Origin of the sequence: Celeribacter naphthalenivorans, from assembly GCF_020524585.1 — a bacterium.
In the GTDB taxonomy this organism is placed as follows: Bacteria; Pseudomonadota; Alphaproteobacteria; order Rhodobacterales; family Rhodobacteraceae; genus Celeribacter; species Celeribacter naphthalenivorans.
The window spans coordinates 459,256-480,187 of sequence record NZ_JAIVLK010000001.1 but is presented as its reverse complement, the minus strand read 5'-3'; the positions used below and the strand labels follow the sequence as shown (position 1 = coordinate 480,187).

The following is a 20,932-nucleotide window of genomic DNA, read 5'->3' as shown; positions in this document are numbered from 1 at the left end:
CACAGGGCATTGAAAGGGCGCTTTATGGCGCCCTTTTTCATGCTTTGCGGCTGAGCACCAAGGCGGTCAGCCCGCCGAACACCAACGCCCACAGCGGCGCGCCGATGCCGAAAAAGCTGATGCCGGAGACGGTGGTCATGAAAGTCACAAGCCCCGCCTCGCGTTGGTCCTGGTCTTTCAACGCGCCGGTGAGGCTCGTCGCGATGGTGTTCAAAAGCGCCAGCCCCGCGACCGTCACCACCAAAGCTTTCGGCGCGATCACGAAGAGGCTGATGACAGCCGCGCCCAAAAGCCCGACGATGGAATAGAGCAGGCCCGCGACGACCACGGCCTTGTAGCGCGTCGCCGGGTTCTCGTCCGCCTCGGGCCCCGCACAGATCGCCGCCGTGATCGCCGCGAGGTTGAAGGCGTAGCCCCCGAAGGGCGCGAGGATCAGTGAGGTAAGGCCGGTGACGGTGATCGCGGAGGAGACCGGCGGCTCATAGCCCGCCGCCTTGAGCGTCACCACGCCGGGGACGTTTTGCGAGGTCATGGTGACAATATAAAGCGGCAGACCGATGCCGATCAGCGTCGCCAGCGTGAATTCGGGCATGACAAAGACCGGCTTGGCGATCTCGAAATTCACGTGCTGGGTGGTGTCAAAGGCGCCGGTGAAAGCGCAAAAGACGATGCCGATGAGTAGGACCATCGGAATGGCGAAACGGGCGAAAAAGCGGCGCCCAGCGAGGTAGGTCGCGCACATCAGCGCCACGAGGATCAAATTGTCCTCCATGGAGGTGAAAATCTCCAAACCGAAACGAAAGAGAATCCCCGCCAACATCGCATTGCCCAGCGCGTCCGGGATCAGATGCGACAGTTTCTCGAACCAGCCGGTGAGGCCGGTGAGCGTCAAAAGCACCGCACAAAAGACAAAGGCCCCGATCGCCTGCCCCATGGGCACGCCGTCGAGGCTGATGACCAAAAGCGCGGCACCAGGTGTGGACCAGGCGGTGAGGATCGGCATTTTGTAGCGCAGCGACAGGATCAACCCGCTGATCCCCATGCCGAGGCCCAGCGCCAGCATCCAGCTGTTGGCCTGCGCCTGCGTCGCGCCCAGCACGTCAATGGCCTGAAAGATGATCGCGACGCTGCTGGTGTAGCCCAAAAGGACGGCGACGGCGCCCGCAACGAGATGAGAGAGTTTCAGACCGAACATGGAGGGGCCTTTCTGAGACGGGAATTGAACCGGAGACGCTTTGTGCGTTATAACGGACATGACCGCTATAGCGCACGGACGCTATAACGCACAAGAGTGGAATTGAGGACAGATGATGCAAAACGAGCCGGCAGAAATGCCCAAGATCGCGCTCAGGGCCATTCGCAGCGAGGCCGGTCTCAGCCTTGCGCAGACGGCCGAAATCACCGGCGTCAGCAAAGCGATGCTGGGCCAGATCGAGCGCGGCGAATCCTCCCCCACTCTGGTGACCCTTTGGAAGCTGGCGAAGGGGTTTCACCTGCCGCTCACCGCCTTTCTCGAAGGCGCGGCGACAACACCCCCGGCGGTCAACTTCCCCGAAAGCATCCGCTTTCGCACGCTTTTCGCCTTTGATCCCACCTTGGGCTCGGAAAGCTTTCTGATCACCCTCGCCCCCGGTCAGACCCATATTTCGCATCCGCATGACGCGGGTGTGGTCGAGGATATTTTCGTCACCGAGGGCACGTTGGAGCTGCAACTGGGAGAAACATGGACACGCTACAGTGCGGGCGCGGCAGTGCGATTCGCGGCGGATCAACCGCACAGCTACCGCAATCCGACCGAGAATCCTGCACTCTTCCACAACACCATGCATTATCCCCGCATCTGAGGCCTTGCGCGGCGACAGGTCGCATCGGGTCCGGCGCGCATGGGCTGTGCGACGACTGTGCGACTTCAAAAAATGATTTTTGAATGTGTTTCTTTTAGAACCGGCGCACGCTCCCCCCCCTCATAACAAAAGACACACATTATGACCCTGACACTGACTGCCCTCTACGCGGGCCTCGCTGGCCTCATGTATCTCTACATGTCGATCTATGTGATCAAACAACGCCTGAACATCGGCCAAGGCCTCGGCGATGGTGGCGACGACACGCTTACCCGCCGCATTCGCGCGCATGGCAATTTCAACGAATACGCGCCACTGACCCTCGTGCTGATCGCGGGTTTCGAGGCTCAGGGCGCGCCTGCGCTTTTGGTCCATCTCGCGGGAATCGCTCTGATCGTCTCACGCGGGCTACACGCCTACGGGATGCAGGGCGGTGATAAGGAATGGGGCCGCAAATACGGCATCCTCTCCACCTTCGCTTTGCTGCTGGTCCTGTCTCTCGCCAATATCGGCTTGGCGCTCTTTTAAACTTGGGGGAGGAGCGCTCCCTCTCCTCAGTTTTTGCCCTCAGTTTTTCACCGCCGCCCGGCGCCTTTGTAGAAAAAATCGCGACAAATCCAATTTTCCTCTTGCAGCCCGGTGCGGGATTTCATATCTCACGGCTCACCCAAGGAAGCGGGCGTAGCTCAGGGGTAGAGCATAACCTTGCCAAGGTTAGGGTCGGGCGTTCGAATCGCCTCGCCCGCTCCAAATATCCTCCGAGGTCACGCGATCTGATCGCAGGACCATCCCCAAGGAGGATTTAGGGTAGAGACGGCACACCCGGCCGCCTCACGTAACCGAGCCGACGCACAGGCTGGACGCGAGCGGGCGTAGCTCAGGGGTAGAGCATAACCTTGCCAAGGTTAGGGTCGGGCGTTCGAATCGCCTCGCCCGCTCCAATTTTTCTTCAAGACTGCAGATTGCGAAACGCCATTCCTTATGGAATGGGGTCACCGCTTTTTGCCGTCGGTCAGCTACCTCTTCGACCGCCCCCCTTCCCCGGCTACAAAATCGGCCGCGCCCGGCAAACCTGCCATTTTACTCATATTTTTCTGTCTAAATCTGACCACACGCTTGACCCGAGGGAAGCCATACAGAACACTGCTCTGTGTAAAGATGCCTCGCATTTAGCACGCCAACAGTTTCAGCGCTCGAAAGAACAGGGTTCCCCCGAATGGCCATCAAAACCGTCATGTCGCCGAAAGCGGCGCAGCTCTATCCCATTCGCGTCAAGGAGGTGCTGACCACGATCGGCGCGATGGTCGAGGCGGAGACACGGGTGATCGTCGCGGAAACGGCTACGGGCAAGCGCATCGGCATCAAGGCGGGAGAAACCGGTCGCGTGATCCAAATCCCGCCGGTCAACGCCATTCTCGACCGGAGGCAGATGCTTTTGGTGATCGAGACCTTCGAAGAGGCTGCGACAGGTGCTGCGGGCGCCACCTCTGGGGCCGCATCAGGCGCGGCAGCCCGCGAAGGTGCTTCCAAGCCGAAAGAGACCACGAAATCGAAGACAAAAGCGGAGCCCGCCGCACAACAAAAGCCAGAGCCAGAGCCAAAGCCTAAAAGCGAACCGAAGACCGACCCCAAGCCGAAGCGCAAACGCACCAAACCCGCAAACGCCTCTGGCTGGACCATGAAGGACCGCTTCATCGCGCTATGCATGATCGGCATGATCGCCACCGGGGCCTATGTCTGGATTGCGGATGTCGACACGAAAAGCCGCAACTTCCCCTCCTCCTCCGATCTGGCTTGGCTTAACACGCCCGAGCGGCGCGCCGAAAAATCCATCACCTTCACCCCCTTCGAGGGCGTCCGCTTTACAAGCCTCGACACCTCCGGGCAGGGCAAAGTGCTTTTTGCGGGGATCGATAACGACGACCACGGTTTCGTCACCCGTTTTGACACCACCGCCAACAGCTACACCACCCCTGCGCGCACGGTGACCAAGGTCAAAACGGCCCATGTGCTGATGGACGCGAGGGGACGTGGAATATCTTTCGCCGCCTTCGCCACCTATGACGACGAGGCGGTTTGGCCCTTTGTCTACCTCCTCGAGAAGGACGGTCAGCTGGGCAACAGTGTCGACATCAACGAGGACCGTTTTATCCTCGCAACGGCCCGCTCAGGCGCCGCCGTCGCATGGCTCGCGTCGGGCGAGTTCACACCTTTCGGTCTCACGGAAGAGAAAGAAGTCGTGATGTTCGACGGGATTTCCGGGGATTGGAGCGGCTATACGTTTGACAACACACCCGAGGGCAAGCCGAGGCGCGAGCTTTCGACCCTCTCGCTGCGCCTCGACCGCGACTCGAGTCTGACCATGATGGCCGGAGGGATGCAGGACGGCGGCGGCACGGTCACCGACCCCGTCAGCTACTGGATCAAAGAGACCTATGATCGCGTGGACGGCGGCTATGACTACCGTGAAGGCTGGGGCGAATGGCGTGACGCGCTGTCGCTGATGGATGACGCCTCGGCGAGCGACTACGACCAGGCAGACCGCGAAAAACGCGGCATGGTCACCACGGCCTTCGCGCTTGGCGAGGGTGAGACCTATCTGGTGGCGGGCGCTCTGGCGGGCCTCAAGGGCCAGCGCAAGAGCGACGGCAGCTACTCCGGCGACGCTTTCTACACTTGGACCCGAGGCAGGGCTGACGACAGTCAGCAACGCGAACGCACGGTCTTTCTGGCGCGTGATGATATCGACGCCTCAGATGGCGCCCAGGTCACGGAGGCGGTCCTGACCACAGGCGACCGCTTTGCGCTTTTGATCCGGAACTGGGGCAACAACAGCCGCTATAGCGCCATCGCCTTTATCGATTCGGAAGGGCTGCCCTACGCCCACGCCACCTTCGACGATGTGGAGATCAGCGACATCGTTTTTGCCGACGACGAAAAGCTCCATGTGGCTGGCACGAAACGCGACGCATCGGGAACGCTCTATCCCGTCTATTACAATTTCCTGCCGTGAGGCTGCGCAATATGGGGTGAAACACGGGGTGCGCGACTGCTTTCTCGACAAATCCCCGCCCCCGCGCCTATAAGGGCGCAGCACCCAGAACCAAGAGGCCTCCATGCGTAAGGCGAGCATCACCCGCAAGACTGCGGAAACCGAGATCACGGTCGAAATCAACCTCGACGGGACCGGCATTTACGACAACCAGACGGGCGTGGGCTTTTTCGACCACATGCTCGACCAGCTGTCGCGCCACTCCCTCATCGACATGACGATCCGCGCCAAGGGTGACACGCATATCGACGATCACCACACCGTCGAGGACACCGGCATTGCCATCGGTCAGGCTCTGGTCAAAGCGGTGGGCGACAAAAAAGGCATCTATCGTTACGGCCACTTTGCGCTTGCCATGGACGACACGCAGGTCGCCTGCGCGCTCGATCTCTCGGCGCGGCCGTTTCTCGTGTGGAATGTCGAGTTTCCGACCGACAAGATCGGCACGTTTGACACCGAATTGGTGCGCGAGTTCTTTCAGGCGCTTTCGACCCATGGCGGCATCACGCTGCACATCGACAAATTGCATGGCATCAATTCGCACCACATCGCCGAGGCGGCGTTCAAATCCGTCGCCCGCGCGCTGCGCATGGCGCTTGAGATCGACCCGCGCATGGCCGACGGCCTGCCGTCGACCAAGGGCGCGCTTTAAGGTTTTGAAGAGAGACTGACATGCTGACAGCACTCGTCGATTACGACAGCGGAAACCTGCATTCCGCCCATAAAGCCTTTGAGCGCATGGCGCGCGAGCGTGGCTCCGGCACCATCGTGGTGACCTCGGAACCCGATGTGGTGGCCAAGGCCGACCGCATCGTCTTGCCGGGCGACGGCGCCTTTCCGGCCTGCAAGAAACAGCTGTTCGATTACACCGGTCTGTTCGAAGCGATCTCTGAGGCGGTCACTCAAAAAGGCCGTCCGTTCATGGGGATTTGCATCGGCATGCAGATGCTCGCAACCCGCGGCCTCGAGTATGAAGAGACCAAGGGCTTCGACTGGATCGGCGGCGAGGTGGTGAAGATCGAGCCCTCAGACCCGGCGCTGAAAGTGCCGCATATGGGGTGGAACGACTTGCACATATCGAACACACACCCGGTTCTGGACGGCATTTCGAGCGGCGATCATGCCTATTTCGTACATTCCTACCATTTCAAGGTCGCAACCCCCGCGCACCGTCTGGCGCATGTGGACTATGGCGAGGAGGTCACCGCCATCGTGGCGCGCGACAATATGATCGGCATGCAATTCCACCCGGAGAAAAGCCAGCACGCGGGGCTGCGCATCGTGTCGAACTTCCTCGGCTGGGCACCGTAGGATGTGAGTATTTTTACCACGAAGAAGACGTGAAAAAGGGGCCCGATTGAGGCCCCTTTTGTTTGAGTGGAAGCGGAAAGGTCTTACTGCACGCGGCTCCAAGTCTGGCCTTTGCAGATCGGACCGACGCAGCCGGAGACCTTCAGCGTATTGCCGGAGAGCGCCATTTTCGAGTTGTAGACCTTGCCTGTCGAGGGCTGCCAAATCTTGCCGTTCTTATAGTCACCACCGCCCTGTGCGACCATGTCCCAAACGATAGGCTTGCCTTTGTTGGCGGAGTTGTATTCGCCGCTGTCGTTGAAGGTCCGGCTGATCGTGCCGCACATCTTGTCACCGCAGGGCGCGATGGTGATATGCGCATAGGCGCCGTCATCGACTTGGGTCTGCCAGACGCCTTCGACCGGATCGGCAAAGGCGGGTGCTGCGAGACCAAGCGCGGCAATCGCCGCAAACATCACATGTTTCATTCTATATCCTCCCAAATATGCCCCTACCCTGAGCGGGTTCGGCGCTTTGAGGCAAGATTAACGCAGCGGCACATGCAACTCAAAGCGGGTTTTGCAATTCCTGCGCAATCATGCCAAAGGGAGCGCAACGATTTCACGACAGGAGCCTCGCGCCATGATCCTCTACCCCGCCATCGACCTGAAAGACGGCAACGCCGTGCGGCTTTACAAAGGCGAGATGGAGAAAGCGACCGTGTTCAACGAGAACCCGGCAGCGCAGGCGCTGGAGTTTGTCGCAGCGGGCTGTGAGTGGTTGCATCTGGTCGATCTGAACGGCGCTTTTGCCGGCGAGCCGGTGAACGCGGCGCCGGTGGAAGAGATTCTCAAACAGTGCAAAGTGCCCGCGCAGCTGGGTGGCGGCATTCGCGACATGGCGACGATCGAGATGTGGCTGTCCAAAGGGCTGGAGCGTGTGATTCTCGGTACTGTCGCGGTCGAGAACCCCGATCTGGTGCGCGAAGCGGCGCGCACCTTTCCCGGTCACGTCGCCGTCGGCATCGACGCGCGCAAAGGTATGGTCGCGACCAAGGGCTGGGCCGAAGAGACCAATGTGAACGCCACCGATCTGGCCAAGTCGTTCGAAGACGCGGGCGTCTCCGCGATCATCTACACCGACATCAACCGCGACGGCGCCATGCAAGGCCCGAACATTGAGGAAACCGCAGCACTCGCCAATGCCGTGTCGATCCCGGTCATTGCCTCGGGCGGCGTGTCCTCGATTGCCGATCTGGAAAACCTCAAGGCTTGCGGTGCGCCCTTGAACGGGGCCATCTCCGGCCGCGCGCTTTACGATGGGGCGATTGATCTGGCGGAAGCGCTCAAGGTGATGAAGGCTTGAAAAAGGCACTCTACGCCCTCCTCACCCTCGGCATCGCGCTCTGCCTTGCCCCGATCCCGGCGTTGATCTGGGTGTCGTGGTTCGCAGAGCGCCATGGTTGCCGTGTCGATGAGGCGGGCGTTTATCCTTGCGTCGTCAACGGGCATGACTGGGGCAGCACGCTTGGCGGGGTGTTCATGACAGGCTGGCTCTTGATCTTGACCTTGCCGCTCGCCACCCTTTTGGGCCTCGCACTTATGATCCTGATTGTCGTGGATCTGATCCGACGCGCCCGCCGAAAATAACCCTGCGTCAAGCTGTCCCTTTCCTTGCGCCATGGTTCGCCGTTAAGTGAACGTGATTAACATCACGCAGAGAGTTCCGATGGCACAGGTTCAACACTCCCCCCTCCCCTCCACTTCGCGTCTCTGGACGAAAGTGCAAAACGGCGATTTCATCGACGGCTACGCGGTGCAAAGCGCACTGTCCCCGCGAGAGGCGGCCAATATCGGCCTGACCATGCCCGGCTGGGCCGATGCGCTCTTAAACCTGCGCAATCGGATCGTGAAGCCTCTTGGCCTGAAAACAGAGACCGCAGACAGCGGCGAGGGGGCGATTTTTCCGGTGGAGTATGAAGGCGCGGACGAGCTGATCATCGGCACCGACGACAGCCATCTGAATTTCCGCATTTGCATCCGTCAGGACGCGGGCCGCATCCATATGGCAACCTGGGTGCATCGCAACAATGCGCTGGGGCGGGCCTATCTGATGGTGGTCAAACCGTTTCACGTGCTGATCGTGCGGGACGCCATGCGCCGGATCGCGCGAGCAAATCCTGGCGCCTGACATTGCATCCGCCCCCCTTGCGCTTTAAAGACTCGGGCAAGTGACAAAAAGGCGCGCCCCATGCTCAAGACCCGCATCATCCCCTGCCTCGACGTGGCCGATGGCCGTGTGGTGAAAGGCGTGAACTTCGTGGACCTGATCGACGCGGGCGATCCGGTCGAGAGCGCGCGGGCCTATGACGCGGCGGGTGCGGATGAGCTGTGTTTTCTGGACATCCACGCCACCCATGAGAACCGTGGCACGATGTACGATCTCGCCACCCGCACCGCCGAACAATGCTTTATGCCGCTGACCATCGGTGGCGGCGTGCGCACCACGGAAGATGTGCGCAACCTGCTCCTTGCTGGTGCGGACAAAGTGTCCTTCAACTCGGCGGCTGTGGCCGACCCGGACGTCATCGCGCGTGCCGCCGATCACTTCGGCAGCCAATGCATCGTCTGTGCGATTGATGCGAAAACCATCGAATGGGACGAAGCTGGCAACCCGATCAAATGGGCCATCTTCACCCACGGCGGGCGCAAGGCCGCGCTCGACAAAGATGGCCATCCGATTGATGCCGTGGAATTTGCCAAGCTCATCGAAAGCAAAGGCGCAGGCGAGATCCTCCTGACCTCAATGGACCGCGACGGCACCCGCGCGGGGTTCAACATCGCCATGACCCGCACCATTGCCGATGCCGTGAATATCCCGGTCATCGCCTCGGGCGGGGTCGGCAATCTCGACCACCTCGTCGAAGGCGTCACCGAAGGCCACGCCAGCGCCGTTCTGGCCGCCTCCATCTTTCACTTCGGGGATTACACGATCCAGGAGGCCAAGGAATATATGGCCTCCAAGGGCATCCCCATGCGCCTCAACTGATACTGAATCAAGGAACTGCTCATGTCCGTTCTCAACGAACTCGAACAAGTGATCCTGTCCCGCAAAGGCGCCGATCCGGAAACCTCATGGACCGCGAAACTCCTCGCCAAAGGTCCGGAAAAATGCGCCGAGAAATTCGGTGAAGAGGCCGTGGAGGCCATCATCGCAGCAGTGAAGAACGACCGCGAGAACCTCACCTATGAGGCCGCCGATGTGCTCTATCACATGCTGGTCATGCTGGCCGCGCGCGATGTGGCGCTGGACGATGTGCTGGATGAACTGGCCCGCCGTCAGGGGCTTTCGGGGATTGCGGAGAAAGCTTCGCGGTCCTAAAGCCCCCCTCGGCTTTTTCTTGGCTTAAATACTCAAACAGCGTTCAAAGCCCCAGCCGCGGGATCTCAATTGCCGGACAGCGATCCATCACCACCTCGGCGCCCTGCGCGCGCGCCAAAGCGGCGGCTTTCTCGTTGACGATGTCGAGCTGCATCCAGATGTATTTCAACCCTTGAAGCGCATGTAGCGCATCATCGACCACATGTTCGACCTCTTCGGACCTGCGGAAAATATCGATCATATCGACCGGTTCGGTGATGTCTGAAAGCGCCGCGACACAGGTCTGGCCGAACAGCTCCTTGCCCGCCTGCCCCGGATTGACCGGGATCACCTTATAGCCACGCGCGGCCAGAAATGTGCCGACCCTGTGAGACGGGCGGTCCGGTTTCGGGGAGGCCCCCACGAGGGCGATCACTTTCGTGTCGCCAAGGATGCGGGCGATGTCGGCGTCGGTCAGTTGGTCTACATATGTCATGAGCATGAAGGTAGCGCATTTTCAAAAAGAAAAAAGCCCGGGCTCTGACGATCAGAAACCCGGGCGAAGGTATGGAACGAGGGACAGTGAGAGCTACGCGCGTGTTCCAGTTTGCGCGTCTCACCTGAAGAGATAGGGAGAGACTCTCGATATGGAAGAGATTGTAAGAAAAACGTGAACGCATCGTGAATCACGCGCGCCTTACCCTCTGTATCGCTGCCCCGCTTTACCTCTGCGAAGCGGCGTAAAGCCCGACAGCAGCGGCGTTCGAGACATTGAGCGAGCCAAAGCCGCGCGCGAAGGGGATTTTCACCAATTTATCGACGGTTTCCTTGGTCTTTTCCCGCAAGCCCGGCCCCTCGGCCCCCATCACCAAGGCGACGGGGCGATCCGACAGCGACGCCAGCGCCTCGTCGATGGTCTCGTCCGCCTCGCCATCGAGGCCCAGACAGGTAAAGCCCAGCTCTTGCAGCTTCACGATGGTCTCCGACAGGTTGCGCACCCGCAGATAGGGTTGGCGTTCCAGCGCGCCAGAGGCGGTTTTCGCCAAAGCGCCGGTCTCGGGCGCGGCATGACGCGCGGTGGCGATGACGGCTTCGGCGCCGAACACTTCGGCCGAGCGCAGAATCGCACCGACGTTATGCGGGTCGGTCACCTGATCGAGCAGCACGACCAAAGGCAGCCCCTCGCCTTTCGCAAGACAGACCTCCTCGACCGAGCCCCAGCTCAGCGGTTTGACCTCCAAAAGCGCGCCCTGATGCACGGAAGTCGGATCGACAGGAATGTCGAACTTGCGCGGATCGTGGAATTTGCGCGGGTCGATCTCTTCGGGAACGATGCCAGAGGCGGCGATTTCCGCCTCAAGTTTGGACATCGCGTTTTTCGTCACCAAAAGCCGCAATTTCTCCCGCGCCGGATTCGCCAGCGCATCGCGCACCGCATGCAGGCCAAAGAGCCAGACGGTTTCCTGCGCGGCTTTGCGCTTGGCTTGCTCTTTTTCGACGACCCATTTGGGTTTTTTCATGGCTTTGGTGTCCCGCTTTTTGTGGCTGGCCCTTCTTGGCGCAGGCAATCTCTAAGAACAAGCAATTTTCCTGTTGACGCCCCCCGCCCCCAAATGTATCCACCGCCCACACGAACGCAAACGGTCGGTGAGAGATCACAGATCAGCGTGAAAGTGGGCGACGGGCTGCAAGGTGCGGCAGCGGACTGTAACTCCGCCGAGGAGACTCATGCCTGGTTCGATTCCAGGGTCGCCCACCACTTCCTCCCAAATAAAGACATGCTTCAAGATACGGCGGATACTGGCCGATCACGGTGCTTTTCTTGCATGCTCTACATATGATCCGATCAGTTGCCGCATCTGGGCAACCCAAGTTTTCGCATCCTGATCGCGAAAGAAACTCCCCATCCGGACCCTCCGGCCATCGGGCATACGCAAAACCACAACAGGAGTGTCATAGGCCGGGTGATCCGCCGTCAGCTCAACCTTGGCAATCACCACATCGCCCAATGGATAGCGCCAAACGCGATTGCGAAACGGTCTCTTGCGCCGCAAAACCGCCTCGCCCGCCACAGGATCGAGCCGCAGATCGACCGAATGTCCAAACAGAGCGGCCCCAATGAAAATGCCGCCAACCAGAAGCGGCAGCATGAGAAACAGCAGCGTGCCCAAAAGAATGTCGCCCCACGGCGGATCGGACCAATCGGTTTGGCGCAAGGCACCGATGTAATACAAAACGCCCCAGATCGCGGGGATCGCCCCCAAGGCCGCCAGAGGCCGCAGCCAAAAGGGAAACCGGCTGCAATAGACAATCGCATCGCCATCGAAGGCGATCCGGTCTCCTGACGCCGCATAAGCCGCCGGACGGTCGCCAAGGCTCACATCGTCCTCCATCCCCTTGCCCCTATCAATCGGCCTCACCCTCTTCTCCATCCCTTTTCCCCCGCAAGCAATCACATTCACGTCCCTGTTGAAGCCAATCTTCGTCCTGCTCCGCCCTACTCTTTCTGAACGCCCATTCATGACATGCGCATGCGACATTCTCTGCATGCGCCGAATGAGGCTTGAAACCCGAGACAAAAGCCTCAGACTTATCTGCGGCACCGGCATTATGGAAGGAATGGGCATGGATCTGCGCAGCATGGAAATTCGCTACGATGGCGGCACGGGCGACATTGGCGGCCCGTTCATCGGCACGCTGCATTGGGATGCGGCGATAGACGGCCCCCGCCCCGGCGTCATGGTCGCGCCTGCGTTTCGAGGTCGCTCGGAGTTCGAAGAATCCCGCGCGCAGGAGTTGGCCGCTTTGGGCTATGTTGGATTCGCCATCGACTATTACGGACAGGGCTGGACCACCACGGATGCCGCCGCGGCGCATGCCGCCAAGGATAAACTCGACAACGACCGCGCCACGCTCGCCGCGCGCATGGTGGCCGCGCTGGAGGCGTTGAAAGCGCATGAGCTCGTGGACGTCGAACGCACCGCCGCCATCGGCTATTGCTTTGGCGGCAAGGCGGTGCTCGATCTGGCGCGCGAGGGTGTCGAGATTGGCGGCGTCGCAACCTTTCACGGCATTCTCGACCGGGCAGCCACAGCGCCTGACATGAAAATTGTCTCTGAGGTTTTGGTGATGCACGGCTGGGACGACCCGCTCGCGCGTCCCGACAGCGTGCTGGCCTTTGGTCAGGAAATGACGGAGCGCGGCGCAAAATGGCAGCTCCACGCCTATGGCAACACCGGCCACGCCTTTACCAACCCCGCCGCCAAACCGGGTGCGCAGCCCGGGTTCGGATTCAATGTCAAAGCGACGGCGCGAAGCTGGCGCGCGCTGGTGGATTTTCTGGCGGAAGTGCTGCGCTAACGCTCACTGAATCTCCACGGCCTTGCGCTCGTAATGCGCCTGCTCCGCCGTGCCGTCGTCAAAAGTCACGTTGAGATCGACAGTCTCGATGGTCCCCGTCGGAAAGCTCACGAGGATCGCGTCCAAGCTTTCGACCTTCAGCGCATTGGGTTGCGCCGTGTCGAGGTAGCAGGGCTCCATCTTGAGCGGCACCATCTCTCCCCCGTTCACACCGTAGAAAACCTCGGTCAACCCGCAGCGCCAGCTCAGGAGATTGGTGAAATACAAAAGGTCCTGCCCATCGTAATTGCGCACCGCGATCCATTGCGGCTTGGTCGCTTGCAGGATGGGTTTGACCTCTGCGGCGGTGGTGAAATTCTCTGCCGTGACGCCTGTCGCCATGAGGCAGAAAAGCGTCGTCAGACCTGTGCGTGTCGTTCCGGATACCATGGAAACAATCCTTTTAACTACAGGGGAATTAACGGCTTTTGATAAACGATGATCCGTCCTATAGTCGGCTCGAACCACCCTGAGATCTCCCGCCTCCCCCGATTTCCATTCGAGTTGCCCTTTAGAGTTCACATGTCCAGTAAGCCTCAAAACCAAGCCCCGTTCAACATTGTCGTCATCGGACAGGACGGGCGACTGATGTATGAGGCGCTGTTGTTCGCGGCCTCGCTGCGCGCGATGGACCCGGATTTCAAGGGCCGCCTTTTCATCGCCGAGCCGCAGCCGGGCGAGACATGGCACAACGATCCGCGGATGAAACAGGCCGATGTACTGAGTGCCTTCAAACGGCTGGGGGCGGAAATTCTGCCTTTCGAGAGCCGGCATTTCGGCCAGAGCTACCCCTATGGCAATAAAATCGAGGCGCTTCTGGCGCTGCCCGAGGGGGAGCCTTTTGTGTTTTTCGACAGCGATACGCTGATCACCGGCCCTGTGTCTTCGGTGCCCTTCGATTTCACGCGCCCCTGTGCGTCCCAAAAGGTCGAGGGCACATGGCCGCAGATCGAACTTTACGGGCCGGGCTACACCGAGATTTGGAAATCGCTCTACGATCGCTTTGGATTGGAGTTCGAGAGCACCCTCGATCTCGACCAGCCGGACGAATATTGGAAGCGCTATCTCTACTTCAACGCGGGCTTCTTTTTCTATGAATGCCCGCGCAAATTCGGCGAACGGTTCCTCGAATACGCCTTGGAAATTCGGGACAACCCGCCAGAGGTGGCGAGCCTTCAGGTCTTTGATCCCTGGCTCGACCAAGTCGCTTTGCCGCTGGTGATCCACTCTTTTGGCGGCGCGCGTCAGACCCTTCCCGAAGACACGCTAGATGGAAAAATCTCGTGCCATTACCGCACCTTCCCACTGTTGTTTGCGCGCGAAAGCGACCGCGTGGTCGAGGTACTGCGCGAGGTTTCAAGCCCGAATTGGATCAAAAAGGCGCTCAAGGACTATGAGCCGATCAAACGCCTCGTCTATCAGCCGAAGGGCGATAAAATCCGGGCGATGTTCGACCGCGACCACCTGCCTCGACGCGAAAAGATGATCCGCAATCAGATCAAGAAGGCCGGGCTTTGGATGCGATAAGCGCGCGTCTCGCACTGACAGCCCTCTGATCCACCCGGCAAGGTTCCGCCATCGCCGCTCACATCTGCGGCAAGGCGCTCGGGTTTTCCTTGGCCCGCTCCCAAAGCTGCGTTAGGGTGCCACGACATTCAGAATTCAGACCCAATAATCGAGCCAGCCTGCGGAAATGAAACCGAATTTTGCCCTCAACCTGAGCCATGACGGCATCGTTTTATTGCACCGCGCATCGAGCGGCTGGCATCAAATGGGCGAGGTGGCGCTGGACGCGCCCGATATGGCCGCAGAACTGGCAGAGCTGCGCAAGCTCGCCACCTCTGTCTCGACCTCGGGGCTTGCCACCAAACTGGTGATTCCGAACAGCCAAATCCTCTATCGCAGCCTCCCCGATCCGGGCGAAGCCAGCCGCGATGCCGCGATCCGCGCCGCCCTCGATGGCGCGACACCCTATGCTGTGGACGAACTGGTCTGGGACAGCACGGTCACGAACGGCCAGGTGCAAGTCGCGGTGATTGCTCGCGAAACCCTTGAAGAGGCGGAAAGTTTCGCCACCGAGCATCGCTTCAACCCGGTCTCTTTCGTCGCCCTGCCCGAGGCTGAAACCTACGCGGGCGAGCCGTTTTTCGGCCGCGCCAAAGCCGCCGATGCGCTGATCGGTGCCGGCACAAAGGTCGAGCCGGACGAAAGCGCGATCCACATCCTGCCCAAACGCAAACTGCCGCCTCCGCCGGTTGATCCGATGGTGCCCGTTGCCGAGCCGCTCGAGACGCTGGTCGAACCGCCTGCCGAGACTTCGGTCGAAGAGGCCCCCCTCGAAGTTCGCTCGAATGTGCCTGAGGGCTTGCCAGAAGACTTGCCTGCGGACGAACCAGAGGACGCCCCGCAAAAGGAACTTCTTCTGGAGCAGCCCCCCCAAGAGGATGAGGGAACGGCGCAAGACCTGCCGGACCGCAAGGAGGCAGAGCTCGGAGACGATGCGGCCGACGAACCACTTGGCGAGGCACCGGACGCGCCACTGAGCGAAACGCAGGACGAGAAACAGGACGAAATCCCGGCGGAGCCGCAGACCGACACCGCGAAAGACGCGGAGAGTACTGAATCTGAGGTCACCGAAGCTGAGCTCACCAAAGCCGAGATCGCGCCGACAGAGGACACACCGCCCGAAGCGCCCGCACCCTCCGGGTTCCAAAGCCGCCGTCTGACGGCCACCGAGGCAGCTTCCGAAGCCGATGCAACTGCCGCACCACGCCTGTCGGCGCGCCCGGCCCGGTTCTCAGCCGTCTCCGAAGACGACACGCCCGCGCACAAGCCGCTTGGCCCTGCCGCCCCCGCCCCCACGTCGGGCAACACGCAAGACACATCTGCTGAGGGCCCTCAGTCGGTCCAGAAGCCTGTCCAAGAACATCCGCATGTGGCGGTGACCTCTGGCGATCTGCCGGTGGAGGAACTGGACGAGGCCCCCAAACCCAAGGCCCCGCGTCCGGGCAAATCCGCGCCCTTGCCGGAACCGCCGCCCATGCCCGCAAGCCCGCTTGTCCCCGAGCCGCGCGCGCTGACAAGCCCCCAGTCCGGCACCCTGCCTGGCCCCCTGTCTGGCACCCAGCCCGACAAGAAAGCGCCCAAAACGGCGGCCAAACAGGCCGCCAAGGGGGCGCTGAAATCCCTGTCGGGGCTCTCGACTGCGGCCAAGACGCGCATGGACAAGGCCAAGGACGACAGGGCCAAAAAGGAAGAGGCGAAAAAAGAAGCGGCGGACAAGGCCGCGACGCTGAGCCTGCAAAACGCGACAAATACCGGGATCGCACCCGACATGGCGCCCATGTCCGACCGGGCCGCCGGTCTCGACCGGGTGGAAAACACGCTCGACGAGGCCGAAGCCCTGACCGTCTTTGGTGCCCGTCGCAGCAGCCGGACGGACCGCAGATCGCCGCGCATGGGGCTGATCCTGACCGGCATTCTTGTGGTGGCACTTTTGCTCATCGGGCTGGTCGTTGGGATGCTTCCCGAGGACAATGCACAACCGGAGAGCACACAGACCAGCGCAGAAACCAGCGCGCTGGAACAGGCCGATGAAACCTCCGGTGATTTGGTGGATTTGTCGGATGAAACCGTCGTGATCCCGGACACTGCCCTTGCCGATGGCTCTGAGGCCGCGACAGATGAGGCCGCCCTCGAGGACGAACCGGAGCTGACGCCCGAGCTTTTGGAACAGGCCGCTCTGCCTGAGCCGCCGGGCGTACAAAATGAGCTTCCGGAACCGGATCTCGAGGCGTTGAATGCGCAATATGCGGCGACCGGCATCTGGCCGTTGGCACCTAACAACGGCACGGGGGAGACCGGCGAGGACGATCTCAACGCGGTGTACACCGCCTCCATCGACCCGCGAATTTCCTCGCAGGACGCGGGCGCCCTGCCCGACCCGGCGCGCCATATCGGCGAGCCCGCGCCGCGCGCCGCCCTACAACCGGCGCCTCCGGGCACGCGCTATGACTATGACGAAGACGGGTTCATTCGCGCCACGCCTGAGGGCACGGTCACCCCGGACGGCACCGTCGTCTATGCCGGTCGCCCGGACATCGTCTCCAAACCCCGCCCCGGCAGTGCGGTGGAGGAGGCTGTCGAGGCGGCTCTGGCCCCTGCGCAGGTTGATGAGAACGACCCCGTGCGCCTGGCGCTTGCTGCGTTCCAGCCGAAACTGCGGCCCGAAAGCCTTGTCGAGAACACTGAAAAGGCCAATCTGGGCGGCATGACGCGGGCCGAGCTTGGCGGTTTTGCCCCAACGCTGCGCCCGGCCTCGGCGCAGGAGCTGGCCGAAGAAGATGCCCGCACGGAAACCCCAGACGCGCAACCGCGCACGGCGCCGGTGGTCGCGGTGTCTTTGATCCCGAAAGCCCGCCCGCAGGATTTCGAGAAACTCGCCGCCGCCGCGCGCGCCGCCGAAGCCGCCGCTGCGGCCGCCGCAGAGGCGGGCACCACCCAGACCTCCGCCGCCACGCAGGTCACCGCCCGCGTGCCGGATTCGCCCTTGCCGAAATCCGACCCGGCCAATGTGGCCCGCGCCGCGACGGTCAAGAATGCGATCTCTCTGCGCAAACTGAACCTGATGGGGGTCTACGGCTCAAGCTCTGATCGCCGCGCGCTTGTGCGCCTGCCGTCGGGCCGGTTTGCGAAAGTGAAAATCGGCGACAAGCTGGATGGTGGACGGGTGCAATCCATCGGCTCCGACAGCCTCGTTTATGTCAAAAACGGGCGTTCTGTGACGCTTGAAATCCAAGGGTAACACAGCCCCATCGGGATGCAGCGGAGCAAGCGCCATTGCATCCCGGAGACCTCATTCTTTGTGAGGCAATCGTCCGAGAAAAATCACACATCCCCCTTGCCATACCTCTGTCTGGGACGGCGGGGCTTTACCTCTCTGTAATGAGGCGTGAATATAGGTTTCACGACCTCACCCGCCCCATCTCATCCCGATCCAGCACATCCCGATAAGGACCACGCCCATGCAAGGCCTTCTGGCCCAAGCCGTCATCTACCTCGCCGCCATGGTCATCGCCGTGCCTCTGGCGCGCCGCTTGGGGCTTGGCTCCGTCTTAGGCTATCTCTTGGCCGGGATGATTGTCGGCCCGCTTTTGGGGCTGGTTCAGCACAACGAGAGCGAAGATTTGCTGCATTACGCCGAATTTGGCGTGGTGATGATGCTGTTTCTCATCGGACTCGAATTGGACCCGCGCGGACTATGGGAAATGCGCAACAAGCTTTTGGGCATGGGCGGATTGCAGATCGTTTTGACCGGGGCCGCCATCATGGGCGCCGCAATCTGGGCGGGGCAGACATGGCAGACGGGGCTGGCGCTTGGCATGATCCTGTCGCTGTCTTCAACGGCGGTGGTGCTTCAGACGCTGTCGGAAAAGAACCTGATGCACACGGGCGGCGGGCGCGCGGCGTTTTCCGTTTTGCTGACGCAGGACATCGCAGTGATCCCGATGCTGGCGCTGATGCCGCTTTTGGCCGTGGGATCGGCCCTGTCGATCAACCCCGACGGCTCGATCAGCCGCGCTATCGATCTCGAAAACGCCGCCGGGCACAGTGCCACTCTGGTCGAGGGGCTGCCCGGCTGGGGCGTCACTTTGGTGACCCTGGGCGCCGTCGCGGCGATCATTTTGGCGGGGGTGTTTCTGACCCGCCCGCTGTTTCGCTACATCCATTCCGCCAACCTGCGCGAGATTTACACCGCCGTCGCTTTGTTGATCGTGATCGGCATTGCCTGGCTGATGACCGCTGTGGGCCTGTCTCCGGCTTTGGGCACTTTCCTCGCCGGTGTGGTTTTGGCGAACTCCGAGTTCCGCCACGAGCTTGAAAGCTCCATCGAGCCCTTCAAGGGGCTGTTGTTGGGGCTGTTTTTCATCGCGGTCGGCGCGGGCATCAATTTCACCATTTTGTTCCACGATCCGATCACCTTGATCGGGCTGACCTTCGCGCTGATGGTCACCAAAGGGTTGATCCTCTACGTCATCGGGCGAATTTTCAAACTGCGCCAACGCGGGCAATGGTTGTTCACATTGTCTCTGGCGCAGGCCGGGGAGTTCGGCATGGTGCTGACGACCTTCTCGCTGCAACAGGGCGTTCTGTCGTCCTTCATGGGCGAGCGGGTGCTGTTGATCATCGCTTTGTCGCTCTTGTTCACGCCGCTGTTCTTCATGCTCCAGGACTATCTGCGGATGAGACTCGCGGACCGGGCCGAGGACACCCCGGCCGATGAGATCGACGATCAGCAAAAGATCATCATCGCGGGCATCGGGCGGTTTGGGCAGGTGGTGAACCGGCTGGTGCAGGCCTCTGGCTTTCAGACCACCGTGCTGGATCACGACCTGAAAACCATTCAGCTGATGCGCAAGTTCGGCTTCAAGGGTTTCTTTGGCGACCCCACCCGCCCCGAGCTTTTACATGCCGCTGGCATCGACACCGCCCGTATTCTGGTGATCACATTGGATGACCCGAAGGCCGCGACGCAGCTTGTGACATATGCCCGGAACCTGCGGCCCGATCTGTTTATCATCGTGCGCGCGCGCGACCGCATCCACGTCTATGAGCTTTACAAGGCGGGCGCCGATAAGATCGTGCGTGAGATGTTCGACAGCTCGCTGCGCGCTGGCCGCTATGTGTTGGAAGAAATGGGCTTTTCCGAATATGACGCCGCCGTCACGGAAAAGGCCTATTACCAACACGACCGCGAAGCGATGCGGGCGTTGGCCGAGCTTTGGGACCCGAGCAAACCGGTGTCGGAGAATACCGCCTATGTCGCGCGGTCTCAGGCGCTCGACAAGGAATTCGAGGCGGCTTTGGTCACGGAATTGGAACGCAAACGCGAGAAAGACGATGCGGCCTGAACTGCATCGCCCCTCGTGTCTCTGCCCGCTTATTTGTCCGACACACCGGCTTCGGCGAAGGTCGCCATGCCCGACAGACATTCGACCGCGCCCTTCACCAGCGGGATCACAAGCCCCGCGCCTGAGCCCTCGCCCAACCGCAGGCCCAAGGCGACCAGAGGCTCTTTGCCCAAAGCGCTGAGCACCGCCGGATGCGCGGACTCGTCCGACACATGGCCTGCGATGCAGTGATCCAAAGCGCCCGGCACGGCGCGCTCCAAAGTGGCCGCCGCCGCACAGCAGATGAAGCCATCGAGCACCACAGGGATGCGCAGGTGCCGTGCGCGGGCAATCGCGCCCGCCATCGCCGCCACTTCGCGCCCACCTAAGGCGGCCAAAATTTCCAGAGGCGTTTTGCCTGCGTGGCGCGCCACACCGGCGGCGCAGACCTCTTCCTTGATCTTGAGCCCAGCGTCATCGACGCCCGTGCCACGCCCGACCCAATCGGCCGCCGCACCGCCAAACAAGGCGTTGGCGATGGCCGCAGCAGACGTGGTGTTGCCGATGCCCATTTCGCCCACGACCAGCAAATCCGACTGCGGGTTGACCGCGTTCCAGCCTATCAAAAGCGCCTCGACACAGTCCATCTCGGACATGGCGACGGTTTCGGTAAAATCCCCTGTCGGGCGGTCCAAGGCGATCGGATGCACCGACATCGACGCGCCCGCGTTGCGCGCCAGTTGGTTGATCGCCGCGCCGCCGTGTTGGAAATTCGCCACCATCTGAACGGTCACTTCCACCGGAAAGGCCGAGACCCCGCGCGCCGTCACGCCATGGTTGCCGGCAAAGATCGCGACCTGCGGCTGGCTGATCTTGGGCCGCCCCTCACCGCGCCAACTGGCATACCAAATGCCGATCTCTTCGAGCCGTCCCAAAGACCCGGCCGGTTTCGTGAGCTGCGCATTGCGCGCTTCCGCCGCCTCTTTTGCCGCCAAATCCGGGCCGGGGGCCTGTTTCAACAGATGTTCAAAGCCAGCGAGATCGGAAAAAGCACCGGTGAAAACCATTGGTCGTCCTCATTGTATTTGTCGTGTCGG

At 61.2% G+C, this 20,932-nt stretch carries 21 protein-coding genes and 3 tRNA genes; 17 read left to right on the top strand and 7 right to left on the bottom strand.

Going from position 1 to position 20,932, the window contains the following annotated elements; genetic code table 11:
- Positions 1-37 precede the first annotated feature (37 nt).
- The gene (locus LC094_RS02415) at positions 38-1,195 is read right to left on the bottom strand and encodes a benzoate/H(+) symporter BenE family transporter (RefSeq protein ID WP_226549938.1); all 1,158 of its coding nucleotides are present in this window, start codon (positions 1,193-1,195) and stop codon (positions 38-40) included.
- Between the two features lie 115 nt (positions 1,196-1,310).
- On the opposite strand from LC094_RS02415, the gene LC094_RS02410 reads away from it, so the two are divergent.
- From LC094_RS02410 to hisH, 7 genes are all read left to right on the top strand, one after another.
- Positions 1,311-1,844, top strand: coding sequence for a helix-turn-helix domain-containing protein (locus tag LC094_RS02410; RefSeq protein WP_226550347.1), 534 nt, complete (start codon positions 1,311-1,313; stop codon positions 1,842-1,844).
- 141 nt (positions 1,845-1,985) lie between these two features.
- Positions 1,986-2,372 (top strand): MAPEG family protein, encoded by a 387-nt coding sequence (locus LC094_RS02405; protein ID WP_226549935.1) that lies wholly within the window; start codon positions 1,986-1,988, stop codon positions 2,370-2,372.
- Between the two features lie 147 nt (positions 2,373-2,519).
- Positions 2,520-2,594 (top strand) — tRNA-Gly (locus tag LC094_RS02400).
- Positions 2,595-2,710: 116 nt separating this feature from the next.
- Positions 2,711-2,785, top strand: a tRNA-Gly gene (locus LC094_RS02395).
- Between the two features lie 275 nt (positions 2,786-3,060).
- On the top strand, positions 3,061-4,857 hold the full coding sequence (locus LC094_RS02390) for an energy transducer TonB (RefSeq protein ID WP_226549932.1): 1,797 nt from the start codon (positions 3,061-3,063) through the stop codon (positions 4,855-4,857).
- 103 nt (positions 4,858-4,960) lie between these two features.
- The gene (gene hisB, locus LC094_RS02385; protein ID WP_226549929.1) at positions 4,961-5,548 is read left to right on the top strand and encodes an imidazoleglycerol-phosphate dehydratase HisB; all 588 of its coding nucleotides are present in this window, start codon (positions 4,961-4,963) and stop codon (positions 5,546-5,548) included.
- A 20-nt stretch (positions 5,549-5,568) separates the two neighbouring features.
- Positions 5,569-6,207: an imidazole glycerol phosphate synthase subunit HisH gene (gene hisH, locus LC094_RS02380; protein ID WP_226549926.1), complete on the top strand. Its 639-nt coding sequence runs from the start codon at positions 5,569-5,571 to the stop codon at positions 6,205-6,207.
- An 83-nt stretch (positions 6,208-6,290) separates the two neighbouring features.
- Here the strand turns inward: hisH and LC094_RS02375 are convergent, their stop codons facing one another.
- Positions 6,291-6,674 carry a DUF2147 domain-containing protein gene (locus tag LC094_RS02375; RefSeq protein ID WP_226549923.1) on the bottom strand — a complete coding sequence of 128 codons (384 nt, stop codon included), beginning with the start codon at positions 6,672-6,674 and terminating at the stop codon, positions 6,291-6,293.
- A 154-nt stretch (positions 6,675-6,828) separates the two neighbouring features.
- Here LC094_RS02375 and hisA point away from each other — a divergent pair, with 154 nt between their 5' ends.
- The 5 genes from hisA (at position 6,829) to LC094_RS02350 (ending at position 9,567) form a co-directional block, all read left to right on the top strand.
- Positions 6,829-7,551: a 1-(5-phosphoribosyl)-5-[(5-phosphoribosylamino)methylideneamino]imidazole-4-carboxamide isomerase gene (gene hisA / locus LC094_RS02370; protein ID WP_226549921.1), complete on the top strand. Its 723-nt coding sequence runs from the start codon at positions 6,829-6,831 to the stop codon at positions 7,549-7,551.
- Positions 7,548-7,835: a hypothetical protein gene (locus LC094_RS02365; RefSeq protein WP_226549918.1), complete on the top strand. Its 288-nt coding sequence runs from the start codon at positions 7,548-7,550 to the stop codon at positions 7,833-7,835. The genes hisA and LC094_RS02365 overlap by 4 nt, the downstream gene beginning before the upstream one ends.
- Positions 7,836-7,914: 79 nt before the next feature.
- Positions 7,915-8,376, top strand: a complete 462-nt coding sequence (locus LC094_RS02360) for a DUF2867 domain-containing protein (RefSeq protein ID WP_226549916.1) — start codon at positions 7,915-7,917, stop codon at positions 8,374-8,376.
- A gap of 60 nt (positions 8,377-8,436) precedes the next feature.
- Positions 8,437-9,234 carry an imidazole glycerol phosphate synthase subunit HisF gene (hisF, locus tag LC094_RS02355; RefSeq protein ID WP_226549914.1) on the top strand — a complete coding sequence of 266 codons (798 nt, stop codon included), beginning with the start codon at positions 8,437-8,439 and terminating at the stop codon, positions 9,232-9,234.
- A gap of 21 nt (positions 9,235-9,255) precedes the next feature.
- Positions 9,256-9,567, top strand: coding sequence for a phosphoribosyl-ATP diphosphatase (locus tag LC094_RS02350; RefSeq protein WP_226549912.1), 312 nt, complete (start codon positions 9,256-9,258; stop codon positions 9,565-9,567).
- 43 nt (positions 9,568-9,610) lie between these two features.
- Here LC094_RS02350 and LC094_RS02345 read toward each other — a convergent pair whose 3' ends face one another.
- Both LC094_RS02345 and rlmB read right to left on the bottom strand, forming a co-directional pair.
- The gene (locus tag LC094_RS02345) at positions 9,611-10,048 is read right to left on the bottom strand and encodes a CoA-binding protein (RefSeq protein WP_226549910.1); all 438 of its coding nucleotides are present in this window, start codon (positions 10,046-10,048) and stop codon (positions 9,611-9,613) included.
- A gap of 220 nt (positions 10,049-10,268) precedes the next feature.
- Positions 10,269-11,066 carry a 23S rRNA (guanosine(2251)-2'-O)-methyltransferase RlmB gene (rlmB, locus tag LC094_RS02340; RefSeq protein WP_226549908.1) on the bottom strand — a complete coding sequence of 266 codons (798 nt, stop codon included), beginning with the start codon at positions 11,064-11,066 and terminating at the stop codon, positions 10,269-10,271.
- 155 nt (positions 11,067-11,221) lie between these two features.
- Between rlmB and LC094_RS02335 the strand changes: the two genes are divergently transcribed.
- Positions 11,222-11,305: transfer RNA gene (locus LC094_RS02335), tRNA-Tyr, on the top strand.
- A gap of 49 nt (positions 11,306-11,354) precedes the next feature.
- Here the strand turns inward: LC094_RS02335 and LC094_RS02330 are convergent.
- A complete protein-coding gene (locus tag LC094_RS02330) occupies positions 11,355-11,939 on the bottom strand; it encodes a hypothetical protein (protein ID WP_226549906.1) in 585 nt (194 codons plus the stop codon).
- A gap of 232 nt (positions 11,940-12,171) precedes the next feature.
- Here LC094_RS02330 and LC094_RS02325 point away from each other — a divergent pair, with 232 nt between their 5' ends.
- Positions 12,172-12,906, top strand: a complete 735-nt coding sequence (locus LC094_RS02325) for a dienelactone hydrolase family protein (protein WP_226549904.1) — start codon at positions 12,172-12,174, stop codon at positions 12,904-12,906.
- Between the two features lie 3 nt (positions 12,907-12,909).
- Here LC094_RS02325 and LC094_RS02320 read toward each other — a convergent pair whose 3' ends face one another.
- Positions 12,910-13,335 (bottom strand): hypothetical protein, encoded by a 426-nt coding sequence (locus tag LC094_RS02320; RefSeq protein ID WP_226549901.1) that lies wholly within the window; start codon positions 13,333-13,335, stop codon positions 12,910-12,912.
- Positions 13,336-13,467: 132 nt separating this feature from the next.
- Between LC094_RS02320 and LC094_RS02315 the strand changes: the two genes are divergently transcribed.
- From LC094_RS02315 to LC094_RS02305, 3 genes are all read left to right on the top strand, one after another.
- Positions 13,468-14,472 (top strand): hypothetical protein, encoded by a 1,005-nt coding sequence (locus LC094_RS02315; protein ID WP_226549898.1) that lies wholly within the window; start codon positions 13,468-13,470, stop codon positions 14,470-14,472.
- Between the two features lie 166 nt (positions 14,473-14,638).
- A complete protein-coding gene (locus LC094_RS02310; RefSeq protein ID WP_226549895.1) occupies positions 14,639-17,749 on the top strand; it encodes a hypothetical protein in 3,111 nt (1,036 codons plus the stop codon).
- Between the two features lie 220 nt (positions 17,750-17,969).
- Positions 17,970-19,856, top strand: a complete 1,887-nt coding sequence (locus LC094_RS02305) for a monovalent cation:proton antiporter-2 (CPA2) family protein (RefSeq protein WP_226549892.1) — start codon at positions 17,970-17,972, stop codon at positions 19,854-19,856.
- A 29-nt stretch (positions 19,857-19,885) separates the two neighbouring features.
- Here LC094_RS02305 and cobT read toward each other — a convergent pair whose 3' ends face one another.
- Positions 19,886-20,902 (bottom strand): nicotinate-nucleotide--dimethylbenzimidazole phosphoribosyltransferase, encoded by a 1,017-nt coding sequence (gene cobT, locus LC094_RS02300; protein ID WP_226549889.1) that lies wholly within the window; start codon positions 20,900-20,902, stop codon positions 19,886-19,888.
- Between the last annotated feature and the right edge of the window lie 30 nt (positions 20,903-20,932).